The organism is Nocardia nepalensis, assembly GCF_048910785.1.
Taxonomy (GTDB): domain Bacteria; phylum Actinomycetota; class Actinomycetes; order Mycobacteriales; family Mycobacteriaceae; genus Nocardia; species Nocardia nepalensis.
In genome coordinates this window covers 315723-332624 of the sequence record NZ_JBKBET010000031.1, presented here as the reverse complement: position 1 = coordinate 332624, position 16902 = coordinate 315723, and the positions used below count along the sequence as shown (strand labels likewise).

The 16902-nt window shown below is 67.0% G+C and carries 19 protein-coding genes; 5 read left to right on the top strand and 14 right to left on the bottom strand.

All coding sequences use genetic code 11. The annotated features are described in order from the left end of the window. Nucleotides 1-41: 41 nt before the first annotated feature. From ACHQ4I_RS26465 to ACHQ4I_RS26445, 5 genes are all read right to left on the bottom strand, one after another. On the bottom strand, nt 42-650 hold the full coding sequence (locus tag ACHQ4I_RS26465) for a GTP-binding protein (RefSeq protein ID WP_420774549.1): 609 nt from the start codon (nt 648-650) through the stop codon (nt 42-44). Continuing rightward, a complete protein-coding gene (locus ACHQ4I_RS26460) occupies nt 631-1005 on the bottom strand; it encodes a DUF742 domain-containing protein (RefSeq protein WP_420774548.1) in 375 nt (124 codons plus the stop codon). The genes ACHQ4I_RS26465 and ACHQ4I_RS26460 overlap by 20 nt, the downstream gene beginning before the upstream one ends. Beyond that, nucleotides 1002-1397 (bottom strand): roadblock/LC7 domain-containing protein, encoded by a 396-nt coding sequence (locus ACHQ4I_RS26455; protein ID WP_354960371.1) that lies wholly within the window; start codon nt 1395-1397, stop codon nt 1002-1004. The genes ACHQ4I_RS26460 and ACHQ4I_RS26455 overlap by 4 nt, the downstream gene beginning before the upstream one ends. Continuing rightward, nucleotides 1375-3837: a sensor histidine kinase gene (locus ACHQ4I_RS26450; protein ID WP_420774547.1), complete on the bottom strand. Its 2463-nt coding sequence runs from the start codon at nt 3835-3837 to the stop codon at nt 1375-1377. Before ACHQ4I_RS26450 ends, ACHQ4I_RS26455 begins: the two co-directional genes overlap by 23 nt. Nucleotides 3838-4048: 211 nt before the next feature. After that, nucleotides 4049-4417 carry a DoxX family protein gene (locus ACHQ4I_RS26445; RefSeq protein ID WP_420774546.1) on the bottom strand — a complete coding sequence of 123 codons (369 nt, stop codon included), beginning with the start codon at nt 4415-4417 and terminating at the stop codon, nt 4049-4051. Nucleotides 4418-4598: 181 nt separating this feature from the next. Between ACHQ4I_RS26445 and ACHQ4I_RS26440 the strand changes: the two genes are divergently transcribed. Beyond that, on the top strand, nt 4599-6152 hold the full coding sequence (locus tag ACHQ4I_RS26440) for a succinic semialdehyde dehydrogenase (RefSeq protein ID WP_420774545.1): 1554 nt from the start codon (nt 4599-4601) through the stop codon (nt 6150-6152). 158 nt (nt 6153-6310) lie between these two features. On the opposite strand, the gene ACHQ4I_RS26435 is transcribed toward ACHQ4I_RS26440, so the two are convergent. From ACHQ4I_RS26435 to ACHQ4I_RS26425, 3 genes are all read right to left on the bottom strand, one after another. Then, a complete protein-coding gene (locus ACHQ4I_RS26435) occupies nt 6311-6715 on the bottom strand; it encodes a DUF779 domain-containing protein (RefSeq protein WP_420774544.1) in 405 nt (134 codons plus the stop codon). After that, nucleotides 6715-8232 (bottom strand): acetaldehyde dehydrogenase ExaC, encoded by a 1518-nt coding sequence (gene exaC, locus ACHQ4I_RS26430; RefSeq protein WP_420774543.1) that lies wholly within the window; start codon nt 8230-8232, stop codon nt 6715-6717. Before exaC ends, ACHQ4I_RS26435 begins: the two co-directional genes overlap by 1 nt. A gap of 85 nt (nt 8233-8317) precedes the next feature. Beyond that, a complete protein-coding gene (locus tag ACHQ4I_RS26425; RefSeq protein WP_420774542.1) occupies nt 8318-9538 on the bottom strand; it encodes a transcriptional regulator in 1221 nt (406 codons plus the stop codon). Nucleotides 9539-9679: 141 nt separating this feature from the next. Here ACHQ4I_RS26425 and ACHQ4I_RS26420 point away from each other — a divergent pair, with 141 nt between their 5' ends. Then, nucleotides 9680-10105, top strand: a complete 426-nt coding sequence (locus ACHQ4I_RS26420) for an MmcQ/YjbR family DNA-binding protein (protein ID WP_420774541.1) — start codon at nt 9680-9682, stop codon at nt 10103-10105. A gap of 26 nt (nt 10106-10131) precedes the next feature. Here the strand turns inward: ACHQ4I_RS26420 and ACHQ4I_RS26415 are convergent, their stop codons facing one another. The 4 genes from ACHQ4I_RS26415 to ACHQ4I_RS26400 form a co-directional block, all read right to left on the bottom strand. Then, nucleotides 10132-10500, bottom strand: coding sequence for a hypothetical protein (locus ACHQ4I_RS26415; protein ID WP_420774540.1), 369 nt, complete (start codon nt 10498-10500; stop codon nt 10132-10134). A gap of 70 nt (nt 10501-10570) precedes the next feature. Beyond that, nucleotides 10571-11713 carry an alkaline phosphatase family protein gene (locus ACHQ4I_RS26410; protein ID WP_420774539.1) on the bottom strand — a complete coding sequence of 381 codons (1143 nt, stop codon included), beginning with the start codon at nt 11711-11713 and terminating at the stop codon, nt 10571-10573. A 14-nt stretch (nt 11714-11727) separates the two neighbouring features. Then, complete coding sequence (locus tag ACHQ4I_RS26405) at nt 11728-12039, bottom strand: nuclear transport factor 2 family protein (protein WP_420774538.1); 312 nt, start codon at nt 12037-12039, stop codon at nt 11728-11730. Between the two features lie 88 nt (nt 12040-12127). Further along, complete coding sequence (locus ACHQ4I_RS26400) at nt 12128-12742, bottom strand: TetR/AcrR family transcriptional regulator (protein ID WP_420774537.1); 615 nt, start codon at nt 12740-12742, stop codon at nt 12128-12130. A 110-nt stretch (nt 12743-12852) separates the two neighbouring features. Between ACHQ4I_RS26400 and ACHQ4I_RS26395 the strand changes: the two genes are divergently transcribed. The 3 genes from ACHQ4I_RS26395 to ACHQ4I_RS26385 are packed head-to-tail and all read left to right on the top strand — an operon-like array spanning nt 12853 to nt 15080. Next, nucleotides 12853-13917: an SDR family oxidoreductase gene (locus tag ACHQ4I_RS26395; RefSeq protein ID WP_420774536.1), complete on the top strand. Its 1065-nt coding sequence runs from the start codon at nt 12853-12855 to the stop codon at nt 13915-13917. Between the two features lie 11 nt (nt 13918-13928). Beyond that, the gene (locus tag ACHQ4I_RS26390) at nt 13929-14183 is read left to right on the top strand and encodes a hypothetical protein (protein ID WP_420774535.1); all 255 of its coding nucleotides are present in this window, start codon (nt 13929-13931) and stop codon (nt 14181-14183) included. 9 nt (nt 14184-14192) lie between these two features. After that, nucleotides 14193-15080 (top strand): TIGR03621 family F420-dependent LLM class oxidoreductase, encoded by an 888-nt coding sequence (locus tag ACHQ4I_RS26385; protein ID WP_476445408.1) that lies wholly within the window; start codon nt 14193-14195, stop codon nt 15078-15080. Nucleotides 15081-15158: 78 nt separating this feature from the next. Here ACHQ4I_RS26385 and ACHQ4I_RS26380 read toward each other — a convergent pair whose 3' ends face one another. Then, complete coding sequence (locus ACHQ4I_RS26380; RefSeq protein WP_420774533.1) at nt 15159-15497, bottom strand: hypothetical protein; 339 nt, start codon at nt 15495-15497, stop codon at nt 15159-15161. Beyond that, nucleotides 15494-16669 carry a hypothetical protein gene (locus ACHQ4I_RS26375; protein WP_420774532.1) on the bottom strand — a complete coding sequence of 392 codons (1176 nt, stop codon included), beginning with the start codon at nt 16667-16669 and terminating at the stop codon, nt 15494-15496. Before ACHQ4I_RS26375 ends, ACHQ4I_RS26380 begins: the two co-directional genes overlap by 4 nt. Nucleotides 16670-16902: the final 233 nt, after the last annotated feature.

Genomic DNA, 16902 nt, shown 5'->3' with positions numbered 1-16902 from the left:
CCGGATCGCGCGGAATGTGACGAAAACAGGCGCGAGCGTCGCTAGGAGGCAACCGGCGCGCGCCCGGCTCGTTCGATGAGGTGCTGCACCAGATTCAGCAGCACCTCCTTGCACGAGGCGCGATCGCGAGCATCGCACAGCAGCACCGGGATGTGGTCGTCGAGATCGAGGGCGTCGCGGACCTCGTCGACGGTGTAGACCGGCGCGCCGTCGAAACAGTTCACCGCGACCAGGAACGCGAGTCCGCGGCGTTCGAAGAAGTCCACGGCGGCAAAGGAATTGCCGAGTCGCCTGGTATCGGCCAGCACGACCGCGCCGAGTGCTCCGCGCGAGAGCTCATCCCACAGGAACCAGAACCGGTCCTGACCGGGCGTGCCGAATAGGTACAGCACCAGATCGCGGTCGATGGTGATGCGGCCGAAGTCCAGCGCGACCGTGGTCGTGGTCTTGTGCTCGACGCCGGACAGGTCGTCGATGCCGGTGCTGACCTCGGTGATCAATTCCTCGGTGCGCAGCGGCGCTACTTCGCTGATCGCCGACACCATGGTCGTCTTGCCGACGCCGAAGCCACCGGCGATGAGAATCTTGACCGAGGCGGCCAAATGCGGTGTCGCATCGGCTCGGGTCGGGTCAAAGCTTTCGGATGCCATCCAGTACCGCTCGCAATATGTTGAGATCGCCGGGACCCGCGTCCGGCTGCACCGGAGCCCGGAAGATCAAGTGGCCCTCGCCGATCAGGTCGCCGACGAGAATCTTGGTCACCGCCAAGGGAAGTTTCAAGTGGGCCGCCACCTCGGCGACCGACTGGGGCGCGCGGCACAGTCGAACGATGTCCGCGTATTCGGGTTCGGTCCGCCGCAGGGTGGGCGGCGGATCGGCCGTGACGACCACGGTGAGCATGTCCAGGTCGTGCCCGGCTCCCATGACCCGCCCGCGGGTGAGGGCGTAGGGCCGCACCAGCGGACCGGCCTCTTCGTCGAACCATTGCCCACCGCCGCGTGTCATGGCAGTCGCGCTGGGGTCGAGAGGTAGGTGCCGACACGCTGGACGGTGACGTTCATTTCGTAGGCAACCATGCCGAGATTGGCGGTTTCGGCGGCCTGTAGCGCGAGGCAGGCGTTGTCCCCGGCCGAGGTCACGAACAACACCGCGCGATCGAGTTCGATCACGGCCTGGCGGACGCCGCCGCCGTCGAAGCGGCTGCCCGCACTGCGGGCCAGACCGTAGAGCGTGGAGGACATGGCGGCGAAGTGTTCGGCGTCCTCGCGGGTCATCGCGGTGGAGCGCCCGAGCAGCAGGCCGTCGGTGGACAGCACCACCGCATAGCGCACGCCCGCGAGCCGATCGACCAGATCGTCGAGCAGCCAGTTGAGATCACCGGGGCTGGAAGAAGTCACCGTTGCCTTCCTGTTCGTCCGAGGGGTTGTGGGTCGGCGCGGGCGACGCGCCTAAATGCTCGGTGGCCACCACCTCGGGCACCGCGGCATCCGGCACCGCGCGGCGGCCCTGCCTGGTCCCGTTCTCGATGGCGGACATCAGATCTCGGGCCTGCTCGGCCGAGCGCTCCCGCTCCGGTGGCTGCTCGGTGGCGGGTTCGGCCGGGGTCTGCTGCGCCAATTGCGGTGCGATGCTGGCCTGCCGGTTGCGGCGCGGCAGGGCGGGCCTGGTGTCGGTCTCCGTGGGCTGCGGCGCCTCGAACGCGGGCCGTGGCGGATCCGCCGGTGGCTCGGGCTCCACTTCGGGCGCGGCCAACGGCGGCGCGGTGAGCACCGCGGAGTCGGTCTCGACGCCGCCATAGGGCGCGGAGTCGACGAAGGGGACCGGGTGCCGTCGCCTGCGCACCGATTCCAGGGGTTCCGAACCCGCGGTGAGCACAGGGATGTCATTGGCGAGCAGGGCCTTCGGGATGAGCACGATGGCGCGGATACCGCCGTAATCGGACTCGGTCAATCGGACCGAGACACCGTGGCGGGCGGCCAGTTGCGCGACCACGAACAGTCCGAGTCGCGAATCCGAGGACAGTGCCGCGACACCGAAATCCGGTGGCTGGCGCAGCATCTCGTTGACCCTGGCGATCTCGGCCTCGGACATGCCCATGCCCTGATCGCTGATCTCGGCGACCACACCCTTGCCGACCACATTGCCGGTCACCTCGACCCGCGACTGCGGCGGCGAGAACGAGGTCGCATTGTCCACCAGTTCGGCGAGCAGGTGGATGAGGTCGGCCACCACCGCGCCGAGCACATGGGTCTCGGGCAGCCGGGCGACCCGAACCCTTGCGTAGTCGAGGGTTTCGCCGACCGCGCTGCGCACCAGATCGATCAGCGGCACCGGATTGCGCCACTGACGGCCGGGCCGACCGCCGCCGAGAATGATCAGGTTCTCGGCATTGCGGCGTTCGCGGGTGGCGAGGTGGTCGAGCCGGAACAGCGTGTCCAGCAGGGTCGGATCCTCCTGGCGCTCTTCGGCCTTGTCCAGAATCTCCAGCTGACGGTGCACCACGATCTGGCTGCGGTGGGCGATATTGAGGAAGACGGCCTTCACACCCTCGCGGGTGCGCGCCTCGTTCACCGCGCCCGCGACGGCAGCGGCGTGCGCATGCTGGAATGCCTTGGCCACCTGGCCGATTTCGTCGGAACCGTAGTTCAGGTTCGCCGCTTCGGCCTCGGGATCGATGAGCTCGCCCTCGCCCAGCCGCCGCATCAGCTCGGGCAGCCGCTCATCGGCCAGCGCCAGTGTTTCGCCGCGAAGTCGCTTGAGCCTGCGGATGATCCGGTTGGCCAGCAAGATCGCGATGATGAATGCCAGCAGGCTGACCACCACGACGCCGCCGCCCGCCCACGCGGAGTTCGCGGTGGCGTCGGCGGCCTTGTCCTCGGCCAGTTTCTGCGAGTACTTGTTCTGGGCGATCCAGACATCGATCAGTCCGCGGTTCACCTCGGCGGCCGCGCTGTGCCACTCCTGAGGGCTCAACGGCAATGCCGGTGGCGTCGTCTGTTTGCCGGTGCTGCTGCTCGACGAGCTCGTGCCCGACGAGGTGGTACTCGTCGTGGTCGTATTGCGCTGGGCCAGTGCGTTTTCCATGGCGGTCAGCTGCTGCCAGGCCTGACTGGCCATAAGCGTGTGCAGGCTGTCCTGCTGCTTCGGGTCCAGTTCGCCCGCCAGATTGCCGACTTCGGTGTGGTAGAAGCCGGTCTGGCGCAGGAACTCCTCCATCGGAATGGGGGTCGGCCCGTTCGCGTTGACGATCATCGCCGCGAGCGCGTTGCTGCGCGACATCGCCTCGGCCGCCAGGAATATCCGCATACCGTCGGCGATATGCACGCCGATCTCGGCATCCGGCGCGGTCTGCTCGGCGATCTCGGTGCCGAAGGAGATGACGTCGAGCAGCCGGTTGTAGAAGTTGTACGCGTCGGGGGCGGGCAACGCGCCCGCATCGGTCGCGTTGCGCACCTGGGTCATCGACGTCGTGAGCGTCGTGAAGTTCGCGGCGTTATCGCCGATCTTGGAATCGTCCACGGCGCGCAGCCTGTCGCCAGCCTCTAGGAGGCCCTTCAGTGCGCTGTCGAGCCGGATTCGGGCCGCGCCGAGCGCGGGGCCCGCTGTGTCGTCGCCGGTGAGCGCGGCCAGCGTAAGGTGACGTTCGCCCTGGACGGCCTCGAGCAGTTCGCGGGTCGAGGGAATCGCCTGCTGATTCTGCGACGCCCAGTCCTTGGCCTTATTTCCCTCGGCAACCAGATATCCCGCCGTACCCACGCCGACCACGAGCAGAGTCAGGCTCGGGACGAGCGCGATCGCCAGAATCCGCGTTCGGACCCCGAGCCTCGCTCTGAACATCGACACAACCTAAACCAGGTTGTGACCATTTCGTTGCTCGTGTCCCGCTGAGCGGGACCAGATTTGACATTTCGAACGTTGCCGTTATCCGGTTCGCGGTGCACGCACGCTCGGCGCCGAAGGTGATATCGGCCTGCAGCTGGGAGCCGAACTCGAACGCGTCCGGGAAAGACGCAGCGTCGGAACCGAATTCGGTGCGCGCCACCGCAGGTCACAGGTCGGCGAAGCGGCCGATGGCGACCAGGACGGCGATGATCAGAATCGTCGTGGTGATCGCGATATTGCGCGGTTCGTGCAGGCGGATGTGCGAGGTGATCGCACCGATCATCACCACGGCGAAACCGACCGCGGCCAGCGGGGTGAGCACCGGCGCGATACCGGTCCACCACGGCACGATGATGCCGATGGCGCCGAGCAGTTCGCTGTAGGCGGTCAGTCGCAGGACCGTCTTGGGGAACACCGCGACACCGGTCTGGCCCATCTCGATCAGTTTCTCCTTGGACTGTGTGGATTTCGCTAAACCGGATGCGGTGAACACGACGGCCAGCAGGATCTGTCCGATCCATAAGGCGATGTTCATGATTCCTCCCTGAGTTCGTCTGAGACTGGGGTGTCCATGAGACAAATCAGGCCCACGCGACGTGACACTTCGGGCCGAAAAAGCATCGTTCTGCGTCAACAACGGGATAGCGGCTGCTGCGGGCACCTTGGGCGGCGTATGTTGTGTGTATCCAGGGGTTACTGACAAGTAGGAGGCACCGATGCCCGCGCCGAATGCCGAAGTCTTCGAACGTTTGAGTGCGCTCGCCGCGATCGATGATCCGGCCGCCCGTGCGCGCAAGTCAATCGCCGAGACCTTCACCGGCACGCCGCTGGGCAGCGTGCCGGTGGGCGCCGCCGAAGACGTGGCGGTCGCATTCGGCAAGGCCAGGGCGGCACAGGCCCGGTGGGCCGCGCGGTCGGCCAAGGACCGGGCCGCGGTGCTCGAGCGGTATCGCGAACTGGTCATCGAACATCGGGAATTCCTGATGGACGTGATCCAGGCCGAAACCGGCAAGGCGCGCTGGGCTGCCCAGGAAGAGATCCTGGGCCTGATGTTCGCGGCCCGCTACTTCGCCAGGGTCGCGCCCGGCCTGCTCGACGCGCACCGGGTTCCCGGCGCCTTCCCGGTGCTCAACCGGGCGACCGTGCGCCATCAGCCCAAGGGCGTCGTCGGTGTGGTCGCGCCGTGGAACTATCCGATGCTGCTGTCCATCGGCGATTCGATCCCCGCGCTGCTCGCCGGCAATGCGGTGGTCGTCAAACCCGACAGCCAGACGCCGTTCTCCGCACTGGCCAGCGCGGAGCTGCTGTATGAGGCCGGGCTGCCCCGCGACCTGCTCGCCGTCGTCCCCGGCCCGGGCACCGTGGTCGGCACCGCGATCGTCGACAGCTGCGACTACCTGATGTTCACCGGATCCTCCGCGACCGGGCGCACCCTGGCCGAACAGTGCGGGCGCAGGCTCATCGGCTTCTCCGCCGAACTCGGTGGCAAGAATCCGATGATCGTCACCCGCGGCGCGAAACTGGATAAGGCGGCAAAGGCCGCGGTGCGCGCCTGTTTCTCCAACGCCGGACAGCTGTGCATCTCGATCGAGCGTTTGTATGTGGAGAAGGCCGTCGCCGCGGAGTTCACCGAGAAGTTCGTCGCCGCTATCCAGGCCGCGAAACTCGGTGCCACCTACGACTATTCGGCGTCCATCGGCAGCCTGATCTCCGAGGCGCAGTTGGAGACCGTGTCCAAACACGTCGCCGACGCGACCTCCAAGGGCGCGAAGGTGCTCGCGGGCGGTAAGGCGCGCCCGGATCTGGGACCGCTGTTCTTCGAACCCACCGTGCTCGCCGACGTCACCGACGAAATGGAATGCGGCCGCAACGAAACCTTCGGCCCCTTGGTCTCGATCTACCCGGTCGAGAATGTCGAGCAGGCGATCGACCTGGCCAACGACACCGAGTACGGATTGAATGCGAGCGTCTGGGCGCAGAGCAAATCCGCGGGCGAGCGCATCGCCGAGCGGTTGCATGCGGGCACCGTCTGCGTCGACGAGGGGTACGCACCGGCCTGGGGCACCACCGCCGCGCCGATGGGCGGCATGGGCATCTCCGGCGTCGGACGCAGGCACGGCCCGGACGGTCTGTTGAAGTTCACCGAACCGCAGACCGTCGTCGTCACGCGCTTCATGAATCTCGATGCGCCAGCGGTGATTTCGCAGGACAAGTGGCAGCGGCTGCTGATGACCCTCGCGCGCAGCTTCCGATTCCTGCCCGGCCGCTGACCAACCCCCGAACCCCGCCGTCCCGGTCTGCGGCGGGACGGCGGGGCTCTGCGGTGTCGGCCCGGGCTGCGAAACCCCCTGGCCGAGCACCGGATTGCCGCCTGCGGAGACGCACCTACGCAGGCGTGAATCAGGCTCAGGCGACTGCTCGCGGCAAGTCAGTTCATGCGATCGGCGCCCTTCCGCGGCGGCGGCCCGGCCGCCAGCACCGTCGTCTCCTCATCGGTCAGCAGCCGCGATCGGATGATGAAACGCACGCCTTCGGGCGCCTCCAGCGAGAATCCACTGCCGCGCCCGCTCACCACGTCCACGGTGAGATGGGTGTGTTTCCAGCGCTCGTATTGATCGCCGCTGATCCAGAATTCGGTATGCCACGGCAGCCGACCCAGCAGCACATCGGCGCCGCCGATGCGGAACTCGCGCACCCCGAAGCACATCGGTGCACTCCCGTCGCAGCAGCCGCCGGACTGGTGGAACAGCACCGGGCCGTGATGTTCGATCAACTGGCGCAACACTTCTCGCGCCTGTTCGGTTATCGCGACGCGAGCTACTCTGCCCTGCATCAGAAGAATCCGAGTTTTGTCGGTGAGTAACTGACCAGCAGATTCTTGGTCTGCTGGTAGTGCTCGAGCATCATCTTGTGGTTTTCCCGGCCGATGCCGGACTTCTTGTACCCGCCGAAGGCGGCGTGTGCGGGGTATGCGTGGAAACAATTCGTCCATACTCGCCCTGCCTTGATTGCCCGGCCCATCCGGTAGGCCGTGGTGATATCCCTGGTCCAAACGCCCGCGCCGAGTCCGTAGAGGGTGTCGTTGGCGATCCTGACCGCCTCGTCCTCGGTGTCGAATCGGGTCACCGCGACCACGGGGCCGAAGATCTCCTCCTGGAAGATCCGCATGGTGTTGGTGCCTTCGAAAATCGTCGGCTGGATGTAGTAGCCACCCGGTAGTCCGTCCACCTTGCGTGCTTCCCCTCCGGTGAGCACGCGGGCGCCCTCCCGCCTACCGATGTCGATGTAGGACAAGATCTTTTCGTATTGGTCGTTACTGGCTTGGGCTCCGATCATGGTTGTGTCGTCGAGCGGGTTACCGCCCTTGATGGCCTTGGTCCGCTCGATGCAGCGGGCCAGGAATTCGTCATAGATCGATGAGTGGATCAGGGCGCGCGAGGGGCAGGTGCACACCTCGCCCTGGTTGAGTGCGAACATCACGAACCCCTCGACGGCCTTGTCCAGGAATTCGTCATCGGCGGCCATGACATCGGGCAGGAAGATGTTGGGGCTCTTACCGCCCAACTCCAGACTGACCGGAATGATGTTCTCGCTCGCGTACTGCATGATGAGCCTGCCGGTGGTGGTCTCACCGGTGAAGGCGACCTTGGCCACCCGCGGGCTGGCGGCCAGCGGCTTACCCGCCTCGACGCCGAAACCGTTGACCACGTTGAGAACTCCGGGCGGCAGTAGATCCGCGATCAGTTCGATCACGAGCAGAATCGAGGCCGGGGTCTGCTCGGCGGGCTTGAGCACCACGCAGTTGCCCGCCGCCAGGGCGGGGGCCAGCTTCCACGCGGCCATCAGGATCGGGAAGTTCCACGGGATGATCTGGCCGACCACGCCGAGCGGTTCGTGGAAGTGGTAAGCGATCGTATCGACATCGATTTCGGCGATGCTGCCCTCCTGGGCGCGGATGGCGCCCGCGAAGTAGCGGAAGTGGTCGACCGCCAAAGGTAGGTCGGCGGCAAGGGTTTCGCGGACGGGTTTGCCGTTGTCCCACGTTTCGGCGATGGCCAGGGGCTCCAGGCTGCGCTCGATCCGGTCGGCGATCTTGTTGAGGATATTCGCGCGGGTGGTGGGCGAGGTCGCGGCCCACTCGTCGGCGGCGCGATGCGCGGCCTCCAGAGCCATATCGATATCGGATGCGGTCGAGCGCGCGACCGCGCAGAAGATCTCACCGTCGACCGGCGACGGGTTGTCGAAATACCTGCCCTCGATGGGAGCCGCCCAGTCGCCGCCGATGAAGTTGTCGTAGCGAATGGCGTAGTTGACGATGCCGGTGGCCGACCCAGGTTTCGCGTAGATCATGTAAGCCCCCTCCTCGCGAATTCTCTACCGGGCCACTATGTCCCGAGAAGGTTGGTGCGAGGTTGGTGCCGTTGTGGCGCGGAACTCAGGCGCGCAGCGCGGTATGCAACCGGGCCGCGACCACGGCGCGGCGCACATCATTATCGGGCAGCAGCCGCAGCGCGTGCTCGTGCACCTCGATATCGCCGGGGGAGCGCTCGCCGAAGGCGACGGCATGGTCGGCGCGATCGCTGGCCAGCACGGCGGTGCGCACGCCTACGTCCAGATGGTCGCGCCACTGCAGGACACCGGGTGTGTCCGAGGCGGGCAGCAGCGGTCCGCGGTAGAGCCAGACCGCCGAGGTGGTGTCCCCGGCCTGGATCGCGGCCAGCAGGTCGACCGCATCGCAGGAGACCGGCCCGGTGAGCATGTAGCGGCGGTTGCTGATCTCACCGCCGGTGGTGCGGCGCAGATGCGAGACATCGGCCTTGAGGGTGCTGGCGGAGACCGGACGGTCGCCATAGACCGCGGCCTGCAGCTGTTCGGGGGTGAACCCGTCGGGTTCGAGAGCGAGCAGTGCCAGGATCTCCAGATGACGCGGCGGCAGCGGCACCGGCCTGCCGTCACGGACCAGCCTTGCGCCGCCGAGACATTCGAGCCGGACGCCGGGGGCGGGGTTGGGCGCGGCGGCACGCAACATCGTCTCGACCGCGGTGACCAGGGACCGGACCGAGGTCAGCACCATAGGATGCGAGCGCTCCCAGGAACTGGACAGATCCAGGGACCCGATCTGGCGGCCGTCGGGTGCGTGGATCGGCGCGGAGTAGCAGACCCAGCCGTGCAGTGCGGCGACCAGATGTTCGGCGCAGAAGACAGTGCTCGGACGGTCGGTGTGCAGGGCGAGCGTCAATCCGTTGGTGCCCATAATGCTTTCGTCCCAGCAGCCGCCGGGGGCGAAATTCACCGCCTCGGCCTGTCGGCGCACGGCGCGATCGCCACATGACCACAGCACGGTGCCCGTGGCATCGGTGACGACGGCCAGGTATCCGGAGTCCTCGGAGATGGCGCGCAGATCACCGGCGAGTTCGGTGATCGGCTGGCGCAGCGGGGATTCGGCCCAGCGATCGCGGAAATCGTCCAGGCCGGGCGCCTCGGTGCAACTCGGATCCACGGTCGTCAGTGAGCGTTGCCAGGATTGGACCACCTCATCGCGGAGCGAGGTCGTGCCAGCGGGGATGCTTGCTGCGCTGTTGGGATCGGTCGCCCACCGGGCCCATTCCTTTTCCAGTGCCGCACGTTGCCGGGCGAGGGTGCGGAATTGTGCCACCTCGTAAACCCCATCGTTAGTGTGAGCTCACATTCGCTCTCTCATGATGGCGTACGCACGGGGGGTTAGGGGAGCCTTTCATGACAAACCGAACAATCTCCAGTGAGGTTTCGATCCCGTTGTGCGGTCTAGGCTGCTGCTATGGCGACCGTTTCGCGGCGGGCCCGGCTCGCCGACGTACATGAACTGGCCATCGGCATGCCGTTCGTGAATCGAGTGGACGGACCGCGCGGCAATGCGGTGTACCAGGTCGGCGGCAAGTCCTTCGTATTCTTCCGCAACCCGCGCCCGGACGCGTTCGATCCGGTCACGGGCGAGCGCTATGCCGATGTGATCGTGATCTGGGTGCCCTCGGAGTCGGACAAACTCGCGCTCGTGCAGGATCCGGATTCACCGTTCTTCACCACGGCCCACTTCAACGGACATCTGTCGGTCCTGGTGCGCGGCAGCCGAATCGGCGAACTCACCGAACGGGAACTGGCCGAGGTGATCCAGGATGCCTGGCTGTCACGGGCCTCACGCAAGCGGGCAGCCGACTGGCTGGCCGCACACCACGTCGCGGACTGAGGTCAGCGGGATCGCTTGCCCGCGGACTATTTGTTGATGAAAATGCCTGCGATATCGGCCTTTTTGATCGGGGTGTCCTGATTGACCTGGATGCCGCACAGCAGGTCCACCTGAACCATCGTGGCGTCGACCGCCGTTCCCGCGGGCTCGTGATCGTCGTTGGTCTGCTGCTTGATGAATTTGGTGATCGTCATGCGCTTGCCGTCCTGGTCCTGCTTGACGTAGTCGCGGCAGGTGGTGTCGCCACCCTGGTTGAGCGCACGCTGGATATCGGTGCAACCGGCCAGCAATAACGCGACCGCCGCGACCCCGACTCCGGTGCGCAACAGCGCGGCATGCCCACCCGTCGCCCGACCACCACCCGTCATCGAATCGCTTCGCGGTGCTGCACTCATAGATCCTCCTGGCGGCTGGGCGGGCGGCAATGCCCGCGACATCGCGGTCCAGCCTAGGGCAGCGGCGCGATTACGGCCGGAACGTGCGCAGTGGCACATTCAGCTCCGCGGGTGTGAGCGAACCGTGATGGCCGATCAGGATCGATTCCAGCGGTTCGGCGCCGGTGCGCACGACACCGCGCAGGCCACGCGCCGCCACCACCAGATCACCGATCCGCTCGGCGACCCGCGGCGCCACGGTGGGTCCGAACCAGCCGCGCTCGATCGCCTCGGCGCGGGCGATGACCTCGAAGTCGGCGCCGAGGTATGCGCGCCAGGTCGCCGCGACATCGGCGGACGCACCGTCGCGGGTGTAGACGTGGCGGGCGCGCGGTTCGCCGCCGAGCTGGCGGACACCGTCGCGAAGCACCTCGGTGGTGTCGAAGTCGACGCGGTCGGTTAGTTCCACCATGCCGTGGTCCGCGGTGACGATGAGCGCGGCATCCGGCGGCAGATGCTCGGCGATGGTCGCGGCCAGCCTATCGACATGTGCGAGCTCCAAAAGCCAAGCGTACGAGGATGGTCCGCGCACATGGCCGGTGGTGTCGAGGTTGCCGTGATAGGCGTACACCAGTGATCGCGAGCCCGCGCGCAACGCGGTGGCGACGCCGTCGACGAAATCACCGAAGGAGACATAGGGGCGAAACTCGCAGCCGCGCAACACGGCTCGGGTGAGACCGGATCCCGCTTGCAGATTCGGCGCGACGTGCGCCACCGCGATGCCGTCGGCCGCGGCGCGCTCGAATACCGTTGGAGCGGGCTGGAATTGCTCCGGTACCAGCTCGCGCAGCAGGTCGATCTTCGGTCCGGCGCCGTGCAGCCGCCAGGTCAGCGCGTTCATCAGCCGGTCGTAGCCGGGGACGTGCATCAGATATCCGATGATCCCGTGTTCACCGGGCGGCGCGCCCGCGCCGAGGGAACTCAGGCTGACCGTGGTCGTGCTCGGGAATCCCGCCGTCAGCGTCCGCTGCGCCAGCATCGACAGAAACGGCGCCACTTCGGAATTCGCGGTCAGCGCATCCGCGCCGAGGCCGTCGACCAGCAGCACGCAGATCCGGTCGGCGCTCAGGGCGAGTCCGAGTCGGTCGACCTCGCCGGGCACGCCGAGCCCGGCGAGGAGGGAGGGAAACAGATCCGCCAGGGAGCCCGTGCCGTACTGGGGCGTAAGCAACACGAACTCGAGGGTACCTAGGCCTGGCCGGTCTCGAATCGGCTGATTTTGCCGTCGCGCACGGTGAATCGCCATGCGGTGCGCATCGATCCCCAGCGCGAATTGGTGTAGTCGGCGACCAGCGCGGTGCCGCCGTCATCGATGGATTCGACCTGCATGCGTGCGTTGCTGCTGAAGATCTCGGAGTCGGTCCACTGGGCGAGATTGCGTTCCACCCCGTCATCGGACATGGTCGCGTCCTCGGTGAGGACGGCGAATAGTCGATCCTGATCGTTGTCGTTGACTGCGTCGACGAATTCCTGGACCGTGCGATCGAGCTGCTGTGTCATCGGAACATCCCTCTCGAAGAGTGCGGGTGCATCGGACAGCAAACGTTTGGCATTCACTCTAGGTCAAGGATCTGCGCGCGGTTCGATGTCACGCGCCGGGGACGACCAGTGCGGTGAAGGTGCGCATGATGTCGTCGACAAGTGTCGGCGCGGTGGTGCCGAGTTGGACGCTGCGTTTTTCGAGCTGACCGTCCAGCCACAGCGAGGCCATGCCATGGGCGAGGCTCCACCACATGACGGCCAGGGTGTCGGCCTTGTCGGCGGGCAGCATTCCGGCGGCGACGCATTCGGCGATGGTGTGGGCCAGCACGTCGAAGGCGGCGTCGCCCGCGGCCATCGCGTCGGGATGCTTATCGGGTTCGGAGAGTTCCGGACGGAACATGAGCCGGAAGTAGCCGGGATGTTCCTGGGAGAACTGAACGTAGGCCTCGGCCAGTGCGGTCAATGCCGTCAATGGCGTATCGGCGGCCGCGCGGGCGACGGCGAGTTCGCTGGCGAGCCGTTGGAAACCCTGCGTGGACAGGGCGGCGAGCAGGGCCGAGCGATCGGCGAAGTGGTGGTAGGGCGCGCCGGTGCTCACGCCCGCCTCGCGGGCCACCCGGCGCAGGCTCACCGCGCCGATGCCCTCGGTTTCGATCAAGCGCAGGCAGGCGGCGAGGAGCGTATCGCGCAGTGCGCCGTGGTGGTAGCTCGTCCTCGTCACCAGCAGAGCGTATTCGACGCCTGTGGACAACCGAACTATGCAGTGCTTAGATTATCTGAGCGGCGCTCAGATCAATCGGCCGCGATTCCTCCTTCGAAGCGGGTAAGCATATGAGCTCACGGGTACTCGTCACCGGCGCAACAGGATTCGTCGCCGGACACGTCATCGCCGAGCTACTGGAGCACGGGTACGCCGTGCGCGGCACGGTTCGCGATCTCGGACATGCGGATAGACGCGCGCATCTGGTGGAGCTGGCCGATCGAGTCGGCGGTGAACTGGAGTTCGTCGCCGCGGATCTGAATGACGATTCGGGGTGGGCGGCAGCGGTTTCGGGGTGTGCGTATGTCATGCACGTGGCGTCGCCGTTTCCGGCGACGCCGCCGAGCGATGAACGGGAACTGATCGATACCGCGGTCGATGGCACGCTGCGGGTGCTGCGGGCCGGTGCCGATGCCGGGGTGCGCCGGGTGGTGCTCACCTCCTCGATAGCGGCAGTGACGTTTGGCCACGAAACGGATGCGGTGCGCACCGAGACCGATTGGTCGGTGGTCGAACGCAGTGCCGCCTACCAGAAGAGCAAGACGCTGGCCGAGCGGGCGGCGTGGGATTTCGCGGCGAAGTCGAGCCTGGAACTGGTGGTGGTGAATCCCGGAATGGTGTTGGGGCCGTTGCAATCCGCTGCCACCAGCACCTCGCACGAACCGGTGCGCCGATTGCTGGCCCGGGATGCGCCCGGCTCGCCCCGGGTGGGGTGGGCGGTGGTCGACGTGCGGGATCTGGCGGTGGCGCATCGGTTGGCGCTCGAGGCGCCCGATGCGGTCGGGAATCGGTATATCTGTGCGGGCGAGCACATTTGGATGGCGGAGATGGGGCGGCAGCTGGCCGAGGAGTTCGGGCCGCGCGGGTTCCGGGTGCCGACCCGGGTGATCCCGGATGTGGTGGTGCGGGCGATCGCACTGTTCGACAAGGGGATTCGACTGACCTTGCCGATGTTGGGGCGCAGGGAACTGCTCAGCTCCGAGAAGGCGCGACGCGAACTCGGGTGGTCGATGCGCCCGGTCCGGGAGACCGTGCTGGATACGGCGGAGAGTCTGATCCAGTACGACATCGTGCGGGCGCCACGGGGCGGTAGTACGTCGCGGCGGCTCCCAGCGACGAATCCGGTGGGCGCGTAGGGGAGTGGTTCATGCTGATCGCGACACTCATCGTGACCACCATCGGATTGGTGCGGCGCTGGTTGGGTAGGCGGAAGGCTGTGACGGAATCGGGTCCGTCGCGATGGCGCAGCTCGGTTGGGCCGATCATCGCGTGGTCGAAGTTGCGCCGCCCGGGTCCGGTGCTGGCGGCGGGGGTGACCTTGGCCGGGATGGTCTGGGCGGGTTTGGTGCTCGCCCCCGTGCTGATCGCGGTTTCGGGTGCGCACGGTCGGTGCGGTTGGTAGACAGGAATGGTGACGGCCTCGCGACGCAAGTTCCGGTTCGGTGTCACCCTGCTGGCTCCCGCCACGCGGGCCGAGTGGGTCGAAAAGTGTCGCAGAGCCGAGGAACTCGGCTATGACGTGGTCGGTGTGGCCGATCATCTGGGGCTGCCCGCGCCATTTCCGGCAATGATTCTGGCGGCCGAGGCGACCGAACGGGTTCGGCTGACCACCTTCGTATTGAATGTGCCCTTCTACAACCCGGTGCTGTTGGCTCGGGACGTGGCAACGGCGGATCGGTTCACCGACGGGCGGGTGGAATTGGGGCTCGGGGCCGGATACGTGCGGGCGGAGTTCGAGTCGGCCGGAATCGCATTCGAGAGCGGTGGCAAGCGCGTCGAGCAGCTGGCCACGACCGCCGAAACGTTGCGGCGGTTGTTCGCCGATCCCGAGTATCAGCCGCGGCCCGCCCAACCCGCAGGGCCGCCGCTGGCCATCGCGGGATGGGGTGATCGGCTGTTGCGGGTCGCGGCCGAATACGCCGATATCGTCGCGCTGCCCGGCGCCGCTCCGGCGTACAACGGTGGACCATTGCAGTTCGTCGGGCTCGACGCGACCGATGCGCGGGTTGCGTACCTACGGGGGTTGCTCGGAGCACGGGCCGAGGAGGTCGAGCTGAATATCCTGCTGCAGCGGGTAGTTCCACCGGAGGAACGCTCGGCCGCACTGGAACAGTACGGGCCGCATCTGCCCGCCGACGTCGCCGACCGGCCGGAGGAGTTGCCCGCATTGCTGATCGGGACGCCGAAGGAAATGGCGCGGCAGTTGGAAGAGCGCCGGGAACGGTTCGGATTCAGCTATGTCTCGGTGCTCGAGAGCAGCATGGAGCCGATGGGCGCGGTAATCGAACAGCTGCGCTGAGCGCACGACGCGCCACCGCAGCTCACGCAGGCGCTTTCGCCCCTCGCTGCCACGTCCGTCGGGTCCGACGGTGTTCGGTCATGAATTCGAAGCGGCTCGCTCGCGGACATTCGATTCGGCCACGTCACTGGGCAGGGGCGGCGCACCGGCCCGGCGCAGGATGCGCATAGCCAGGTACACCACGACGCGGTAGGCGAGAACAGCCGGCACGACGACCAGCAGCACCACGCGCAGTGCCACCAGCACGACGGCGACGGCCAGGTAGCTCGGGCCCAGGCCGTCGGGCGAACCGAACCCGTGTCGCTGCGACAACGCTGCCAAGACCGGGCACAGGGCGAGGTACAACACGGCCGGGATCAGCGGCATGCGGACGAGTCGCCACCCGGCGAGTAACCACGACGTGCTGGGAAGTCTCATTCGGCCAGCTCCGGTCCGGAGGTGAGGAATGCGAGCAGTAGAGCGTTGCCGATCACCCCACCGGTCGCGAAGCGCAAGCGGGTCCCGCTCCGCAGTGGCACACCGAGCAGGTCGGCGGTGCGAAACAGGCGGGTGAACATGCCGCGGTCACCGAAGGAACGGGCCGGGGCGAGCGCGAAGCCGGTCGCCGAGACCGAAATCCCGAGTATCACGGGACCGCTGTCCATGTCCCCGGCACCGTGATAGCCGCTGCCGTACTCATGGATCGCGGCGAAACCGAGGAAGCTGCGCTCCTGGCGGAACAACGCGGTCGCCAACTCTCGGGCGAGCGCCCGGTCCGCGAATCCAGCGAAGTAGGCTGCCAATCCGGTTCCCGAGGCGCGTGGGGCGTCGTGCGCATGCCCGTCGACACCCATGCGCTGCAGCACGAGGCCGGTGCCTCGATCGATCTGTACCGCGCGCACCTGCTGCGCCCAATGAGCCAGCACCGCAGCGTGGTTGACGCCGGTCGCGCGGCCGTGCACCGCGATCGCGGCGGCGACGGCTGCCACGTCGGTGGGGTAGGCCTCGCCGGGAAAGGTGTCCAGCAGCCCGGTCGGGGAGGCGAGCAGTCGCCGTTCGTAGGAGGCGATCAGCGCGTCGTCTTCGGCTGCGAGGCCGGGCGGGAAGGCCGGATCGACCAGGCGCGCCATCCCGAGCGCGAGGGCAGGATAGGCGAGGTAGGCGTGCCCGTGCGGACTATCCGGATTCGCCAGCCCGTCCTCGCCGTGCCAGGCATCGGTGAACGGGGCGCGCATCTCGGGCAGCAGACTCTTGGCCGCCGCGCGAGTCACGATCGGAGCGTAGCGTTCCCGCCACTCAGGGTGCGCCAGACACACTTGGGCCAGTCCCAGCGCTGTCATCTGGTGCGCGAGCAGCCCCCACATGCCGTCGAGTTCCCCTCCCGAGCGCGTGGCACTGCGCTGATCGTCTTCGACTTCGAAGGCCACCAGCTCCTCGGCGAGCCCACGCACCCGCGCCGGATCCCCGGAGAACCACCCGTCGGCAGCACGACCGCACCACCAGCTCGGCAACAAACCCGCCACCGACACCGCCACCACGACGCCGGCCACGATCGCGATCAGACGGCCAAACCTGTGTGATCGATGCACCGGGCCGGTCGGAGTCCCCATGCCCCGAACGTACATCTCACCCGGCTCAGCACGAGAACCGCTCCCGCCGTGGGTCGGCGCCGATTGCACACGTCAGATGCTTTGCGCAGATGGAGGTTTCACGTCGACCAGGACGAGCCCGTCCCGGAGCAACGGTGATGGGTGCCGACCGCCGCGTTGGCGTTGATCACTAGCGTTTTTCGCCGTTCCTCGGCTCATGAGATGAGACCCGAGGATGGCGAAATTCAAGAGCG

What these genes read in the sequence shown, in the direction of transcription:
- ACHQ4I_RS26465 (WP_420774549.1), bottom strand. Translation starts at nt 650, where the DNA reads ATGGCATCCGAAAGCTTTGACCCGACCCGAGCCGATGCGACACCGCAT.
- ACHQ4I_RS26460 (WP_420774548.1), bottom strand. Translation starts at nt 1,005, where the DNA reads ATGACACGCGGCGGTGGGCAATGGTTCGACGAAGAGGCCGGTCCGCTG.
- ACHQ4I_RS26450 (WP_420774547.1), bottom strand. Translation starts at nt 3,837, where the DNA reads ATGTTCAGAGCGAGGCTCGGGGTCCGAACGCGGATTCTGGCGATCGCG.
- ACHQ4I_RS26445 (WP_420774546.1), bottom strand. Translation starts at nt 4,417, where the DNA reads ATGAACATCGCCTTATGGATCGGACAGATCCTGCTGGCCGTCGTGTTC.
- ACHQ4I_RS26440 (WP_420774545.1), top strand. Translation starts at nt 4,599, where the DNA reads ATGCCCGCGCCGAATGCCGAAGTCTTCGAACGTTTGAGTGCGCTCGCC.
- ACHQ4I_RS26435 (WP_420774544.1), bottom strand. Translation starts at nt 6,715, where the DNA reads ATGCAGGGCAGAGTAGCTCGCGTCGCGATAACCGAACAGGCGCGAGAA.
- exaC (WP_420774543.1), bottom strand. Translation starts at nt 8,232, where the DNA reads ATGATCTACGCGAAACCTGGGTCGGCCACCGGCATCGTCAACTACGCC.
- ACHQ4I_RS26420 (WP_420774541.1), top strand. Translation starts at nt 9,680, where the DNA reads ATGGCGACCGTTTCGCGGCGGGCCCGGCTCGCCGACGTACATGAACTG.
- ACHQ4I_RS26415 (WP_420774540.1), bottom strand. Translation starts at nt 10,500, where the DNA reads ATGAGTGCAGCACCGCGAAGCGATTCGATGACGGGTGGTGGTCGGGCG.
- ACHQ4I_RS26405 (WP_420774538.1), bottom strand. Translation starts at nt 12,039, where the DNA reads ATGACACAGCAGCTCGATCGCACGGTCCAGGAATTCGTCGACGCAGTC.
- ACHQ4I_RS26395 (WP_420774536.1), top strand. Translation starts at nt 12,853, where the DNA reads ATGAGCTCACGGGTACTCGTCACCGGCGCAACAGGATTCGTCGCCGGA.
- ACHQ4I_RS26390 (WP_420774535.1), top strand. Translation starts at nt 13,929, where the DNA reads ATGCTGATCGCGACACTCATCGTGACCACCATCGGATTGGTGCGGCGC.
- ACHQ4I_RS26380 (WP_420774533.1), bottom strand. Translation starts at nt 15,497, where the DNA reads ATGAGACTTCCCAGCACGTCGTGGTTACTCGCCGGGTGGCGACTCGTC.
- ACHQ4I_RS26375 (WP_420774532.1), bottom strand. Translation starts at nt 16,669, where the DNA reads ATGGGGACTCCGACCGGCCCGGTGCATCGATCACACAGGTTTGGCCGT.